Below are 6388 nucleotides of genomic sequence, written 5' to 3' on the forward strand. Positions count from 1 at the left end.
AATGTAGTAAAAATAACAACTAATAAAAGAAATGTAATATTTATTACACCTAAATATTATCATCGTTTTGTTTATATGTAAACCTTTTCACTATATAAATTTTGAAAATAAGTAAAATTCACATTAATCATTACTAAATTTGTTACACTTTTCTGAATTTAATATATATAAATAAGGCCATACGTGAACTTTACACGTATGGCCTTTTCGTTTCAGAATGACTTTTAGTTATTTATGGAGTCCCATAAAAAAATAAAAAATTCTAAACTTACTCCTGATAGTCAATAAGTAATTAATTTAAATATTGTATAAAGTACTCTATTAATAAATCCGCAATTCCATGAACATCTTCAATAGATTTACGTCATCCTTTCTTCCTTAATCCAAATAGTGATAGCCCAAATCGGTAATGATTGGTTCAATTGACTTAAAGCGTTCTTTTGTTTTATCTGAGTAATTAATTGCAATTGCACTAATAAGGTAATCAGCGATAAACATTGGTCCAATGATGGAATTGTGAAAAGCAATGCTTTGGTAACTGCAAGGAAGCAATAAATCGGTATAACCCACTAGAGGAGATGAATATCCGTCAGTAATAGAAATAATCTTCGCATTATTTTGTTTTGCAACTCTCGCCATGTTAATCATTTTGCTAGAATATCTTGGAAAACTGATAATTATCACTAAATCTGATGGTGAAAAATTAGTTACTTTTTCTGGCCACTCATCCTCATTTGCCAAATGACTGTTACCAAACAATCGATTGAATCCATGATTTAAAAATTGAGCTACTGGCTTACTTGTTCTGGAACCTAAGCAATAAATCTGATTGGCAGAACATATCATATCCATCATCTTATTCAAAGTTTGGCTATCAATGAGATCCATTGTGGAACGAATATTTTCTATTTGTTTTTCTGCACAACGCACTAATAAATCGCTTTCATCAATTTCCTTCAGATTTACTTGCAACCTTGTTTGAGGATCGACCCTATTTCTAAGTAGTTCTTGAAGTTCCTTTTGAAATTCTGCATAACCCGAAAAACCTAATTTAAAAGCCATCCTCATGATCGTAGTTGTACTCGTTCCTACGAGCCCTGCCAATTGATCAACTGTTAAAAAAGCAACATCCATCGCATTCTTGATTATGTAATCGGCTACTTTACGTTGTGATTCAGTTAATTCTGGTGCCTTATTTTGAATTAATTGTATTACATTCGTTTTCATGACTTTTCTCCTATATTGTAATTATAACGATACATATTCTACATCATACCATATGTGATAGTATGTGGCAGGCCAAACCATTATAGATTTCATTTCAAAGTAATAGGAACTTTTGGCCGGAGGCACTTTCTAACTCTTTTTCCATTTTTATTTTCATGGGGGACCAACACAAGGTAACTGGAATCAAACGTTCTAAGCACTTATTACGTTAGGTATTTCGCTTATCATTAAGATTCAAAGCACGTCGACAACACCCTGGAAATTCTTCCGCGTCCTACGGACGTATTTATATTTACCAAGCACAAAAATGTTAAAAGAATTAAATAGACTTCCTAGAAGCCAGAGGGAAGACAAAAACTTCCTATACCAAAAGATAAGGAAAAACCATCGGTAACGTCGCTTTGGTGAAAGAATTAGTTAAGAAACAGCGGAGAATAAGAGGAAAATTAGGAAATTACTAAGTAGGAAAAAAAGGGAACATGGTCATTTTAATGCCCTATTCTCCTTTTTTCTACTGAGAACGAAAAACCGATGTAAAAGTTTTGAATTAATTCAATTTAATTACTATCTTGCAAGGCTAGTGGGACTGACCCTTGATTCCAGGATTAATGAAAGATTTTAAGGAACATTACCCTATTGTTCATCGGTTCACTGTCCTTGTAGTAAACCTGTAGGCCAGAATCGGGAAGTTTCTTTATTTGTTCTGTGTTATTGATCGCTTTTAAATACGCTTGCCCTGTTGTTGTTACTTCAGTTCTTGGGTTTTACAAATTCCATTAAGTGTTAAAGTGATGGTGCAAAGACCTTTTAATTCTTTTTCCATAAGCTCAACTCCTCAATTGATTATTTTGGAATCGTTTCATATTTTTCTTTAGGTGCTACTTTTTTCAAAATAAAGCCAATTCCCAATAATAGTGAATTCTCTTTTTCCCATCCTTCTGTAAAATCCTATAAAGAATAGCTGCCATAATCCGCCTAGGGAAATTTGTAAATTTTTTCTATTTGTTTAACCTTCGCATATTCTTTACTTAAAAGGAAAAGGAAGTCCATATCGTCTTCCGACTGCTTCCAGTTCGTTCAAAATATGAATCGATAAGGGGATTCCATTTGTTTGCCTCTCCACGGTCCGTTCTAATTCGATCTCTCCAGGCAAATAGATTTTCTCAAATCCTTCAGCCAAAGGAATATGGCGGATTTCGCTAATCATTTGATCCATGCGGTTCTTAAATTCTTTTATCTCTTCGAATAAATCCGCTCTCATGACAAAGAAAAATTGGCCAACATTTTGGTTTCTATCTAAATCTTTGTATAAACTCGCAATATACGGACCAAATGCTGCCCTTGTTAAAAGACCGGATAATACCTCCATTAAAAAGGCAAGTCCGTATCCCTTGGGTCCTCCAACGGGAAGTACCAAACCATCAGCCGCAGCGACTGGATCCGTGGTTGGGTGACCATCCTTTGTAATGGCCCATCCAAGAGGGATTTGCTGATTGTTTTTACGAGCAAGTGTAATTCTCCCTCGCGCTACTACACTGGTAGCCATATCAAAAACTATATCCTGCTCTTCCCCTGCAGGTACTCCATAGGAAAAGGGATTCGTACCAAAATAGCCCACTCTTCCTCCCCAAGGCGCCATGCTAGATGGTGCATTGGTTGTGGCTAAAGCTATACAATCGTGCTTTGCTGCATACATGGTATAGTCCGCCAGCATTCCGCAATGCGACGAATTTTTAATCCCGACAACCGCGATCCCAGCTTCCTTCGCCTTTTTAACCGCAATTTCCATTCCCCTCGTTGCCAAAATAATGCCTAAACCATTTCCTCCGTCTACTAACATGCTCGCGGCAGATTCTTTTACTACTTTTCCTTCTGTCGTCTTTGCCGTTACGCCTAAATCCAGTCGTTTGGTGTAAATATCCACTCTACTTACCCCATGTGAGTCAATTCCACGAAGATTCGCAAGTACAAGATGCTTTGCAACTAACGTAGAATGTTCCTCGTTCAAGCCCACAGCTTGAAAGACATCGAACACAAACCGTTCCAACTCATCTTTATATACTCTTGTAACAGTTCCAGACAAAGTTACTCATCCTTTCATTATTCCTAGCAATATGGAAATTGAGTTCGCTTTATTGCAAACCCCCGGATTATTATAAAAGCCTGGAGTCAGTTACCAGGCTTTAAACACTCGAGATAAACATCCAAATTTAAATTAGTTCTACCTTTAATCCGTGCTTTTGAAAAACATTAACCATTTGTTTTTTGGCTTCCTCTTCATCTGTCCCATGAATTTCAAGATGATACTCATTAGAAGTAATAAGGGTAACACTCAAACCAATAATGCTTTTTACATCCAGACTTCGGTTATTAACACGGAGAACAATACTCGATTGGAAATTATTAGCTGTTTGATTGATTTCGACAATAGCGGTTGTCGTAATAATACTCATTTTTATGCCTCCATACTTTAATGAAGATCTAACACCAACTTTTGATAATAAGGTACTTGCCCTTCGGTCATCACGTATGGTCTCCTGTAAGCAGGTCGATTAATTCAAAATATAAGCTTCCCAAAATGACCCATAAAATGGAGATAAAGACTTCTTAATATATCTCCTTCCACCAAATTGGTTTACATCTCTACATCTTCGGTAACTAATCTTCTATTCTTCATAGAAGCAACGATGCTGAAAACAATAGAAATAATCGCAATGGTTAGAATCGTGCCAGAGATTGGACGCGTGAAGAATCCAAAGAAACTTCCTTCAAATATGGTTAACGACTGCAATAAGGTTTTTTCTAAGAGAACACCTAATACATAGGTTAAAATGATCGGAGCTAAAGGAAATTCAGCTTTTTTCAGGAAATAGCCAATGATACCGAACACTAACATCGCACCTACATCAAACAAACTATTATTCAAGCTGTACGTTCCTACGATGGTAATCATCAAAATGATGGGGAAAAGTAGACGATATGGAACCAACGTCAGTCGTGCCCAGAAATTGGCCATCGGTAAGTTCATAATCAACAAGATCGCATTCCCAACGAACATACTTGCAATAATTCCCCAGACCATTTCTGGATTCTTTTGGAACAACATTGGCCCCGGTGTCAGACCATGCATGATAAAGGCACCTAATAAGACGGCTATGGCAGGGGAGCTTGGGATTCCCAGTGTAAATAGAGGCACTAGCGCACCACCACAGTAGGAATTGTTAGCCGTTTCCGGACCAGCAACTCCTTCTATCGCCCCTTTACCAAAACGGGAAGGATCCTTTGCCAGCTTTTTCTCCATGGAATAACTCAAAATTGTTGGAATAACGGAATTAGTACCCGGAATTAATCCGATGAAAAAACCTAAAAGACTTCCTCTCCCAATGGACTTCATCATCGGTTTCCACTCCTCACGATGGGGAAGGAGACCTTGAACCTTCGGAGGCGCTTCAGCATTTGAACTCATGCTTGCCTCTGCATTCAAAAATAATTCAGATAAACCAAAAAGCCCCATAGCAATCGATATAAAATCGAAACCATTCATGAGATGGGTTTCACCAAAAGCAAACCGGATAATTCCTGAACTTGGATCCTGTCCGACAAAAGCCAAAGATAATCCAAACAGCGCTCCAAGAATCCCTTTCAGCAGCGATTTCCCCATTAATCCGAGAAGTAACGCGAGTCCTAATGAAACCATCGCGAAAAATTCTGGCGGACCAAATTTGAGTGCCTGTTTTGCCAAAATCGGCCCCACCAATACTAGACCAATAATCGAAATGATACCTCCAATAAAAGAACCAATACCGGCACTTCCTAAAGCCACTCCCGCTCGACCTTGTTTTGCTAACGGATACCCATCCAAACAGGTGATCAGGGATGCTGCTTCCCCCGGTGTATTAATAAGTACCGAAGTAATCGTACCGCCATACATCGAACCATAGTAAATTCCAGATAACATAATTATGGCGGAAACCGGTTCAAGTGCGAACGTCAACGGCAGAAGCAACGCGGTTCCGGCAGTGGGGCCAAGTCCTGGCAATACCCCAATTAACATCCCAAAGGTGACCCCGACCAGGCAATAAAGTAAATTCGTCCAAGTAAGCGCCGTTTCAAATCCTCCAAGTAAAAAACCTACTGATTCCATATCAACCTGTCCTCCTACCAACCAAATTCATTTACAGGCAGTGGAACCTGCAATAACACATCAAATAATCCAAATACAACCAAAGAAACCGTTACCGATAACCCTATAGCCCAAGGCCATTTGTATCCTCGCTTAAACAGCAGCAATAATGTGATCGTGCTGCCAATGAGAAAACCCGTAAAGGGAACGATGATCATGAACAGGATGAGCGAACCCATACAAGTTATTACATTGATGAGTCCTTCTCCTTTTGGGATTGCTTTAGAAAAGAGGATGATTTCCTTTTTGATCGAAAACCAAAGATAGAATAAGGATAATACTATTATCAAGCCGCCAGTCCAAAGTGGTAACAAGCCTGGCCCTGGGCCGTATTCGCTATAATAACCCATCGTAAATGATTGTGAAAAAACAACGACACCAAGTAGTAGGAAGAATAAGCTAAGGTAGATTCCTAAATTTTCCAATCGAAAACAAATCCTTTCCCTAAAAACTATACTAGGCAGACGTTTTGCTCAAGACTAACGCTAGCCTAGTATTCTGCTAAATTACCAACCCAACAATTTCTTCATTTCTATTACATTTGTTTCTTCCTTCTTTAACATTTCTTTAAAGTCTGGACCTTCGGTGGTATCAATATTTAGCCCCATATCACTCATTTTCTTGGCGTGCTCTGCATTTTTCTCAGCTTTTTCAAACGCATCTTGAAGCTTATCTACAATTTTAGGATCCATTCCTTTAGGACCGGCGATACCTCGAATTGAATAATTTTCAATATTGACACCAACAGCTTCTTTCACAGTAGGGACGTCTGGAAATTGAGGAACGCGTTCCGGCATCATCACAGCCAACACCTTCAATTGTTTATCTGCTGCGGGTTCTTTGACTTCCCCTACCTTGGCAATTAATACATCTACATGGCCGCCAAGCACACCGGTAATCGCTTCAGATGTTCCGCCGAAGTGAACGGATCTAAATTTGGTTCCCAATTCTTTGTTCATCTGCAGCGCAGCAATGTGA

Annotated in this window: 6 protein-coding genes; all 6 read right to left on the minus strand. The window is 38.5% G+C overall.

Annotation, left to right across the window (positions count from 1 at the left end; genetic code table 11):
• Positions 1-378: 378 nt before the first annotated feature.
• The gene (locus tag V7659_RS16880) at positions 379-1227 is read right to left on the minus strand and encodes a MurR/RpiR family transcriptional regulator (protein WP_335540976.1); all 849 of its coding nucleotides are present in this window, start codon (positions 1225-1227) and stop codon (positions 379-381) included.
• A 1024-nt stretch (positions 1228-2251) separates the two neighbouring features.
• The gene (locus V7659_RS16885; protein ID WP_335540977.1) at positions 2252-3310 is read right to left on the minus strand and encodes an Ldh family oxidoreductase; all 1059 of its coding nucleotides are present in this window, start codon (positions 3308-3310) and stop codon (positions 2252-2254) included.
• Positions 3311-3437: 127 nt separating this feature from the next.
• Complete coding sequence (locus tag V7659_RS16890; protein WP_283878543.1) at positions 3438-3680, minus strand: HPr family phosphocarrier protein; 243 nt, start codon at positions 3678-3680, stop codon at positions 3438-3440.
• Positions 3681-3862: 182 nt separating this feature from the next.
• The gene (locus V7659_RS16895; protein ID WP_335540978.1) at positions 3863-5371 is read right to left on the minus strand and encodes a tripartite tricarboxylate transporter permease; all 1509 of its coding nucleotides are present in this window, start codon (positions 5369-5371) and stop codon (positions 3863-3865) included.
• A 14-nt stretch (positions 5372-5385) separates the two neighbouring features.
• A complete protein-coding gene (locus tag V7659_RS16900) occupies positions 5386-5835 on the minus strand; it encodes a tripartite tricarboxylate transporter TctB family protein (protein ID WP_335540979.1) in 450 nt (149 codons plus the stop codon).
• 81 nt (positions 5836-5916) lie between these two features.
• Positions 5917-6388 (minus strand): tripartite tricarboxylate transporter substrate-binding protein (locus V7659_RS16905; RefSeq protein WP_335540980.1); only part of this gene is annotated, 472 nt, incomplete at its 5' end.

The organism is Neobacillus drentensis (assembly GCF_036966985.1).
GTDB lineage: Bacteria > Bacillota > Bacilli > Bacillales > Cytobacillaceae > Neobacillus > Neobacillus drentensis_E.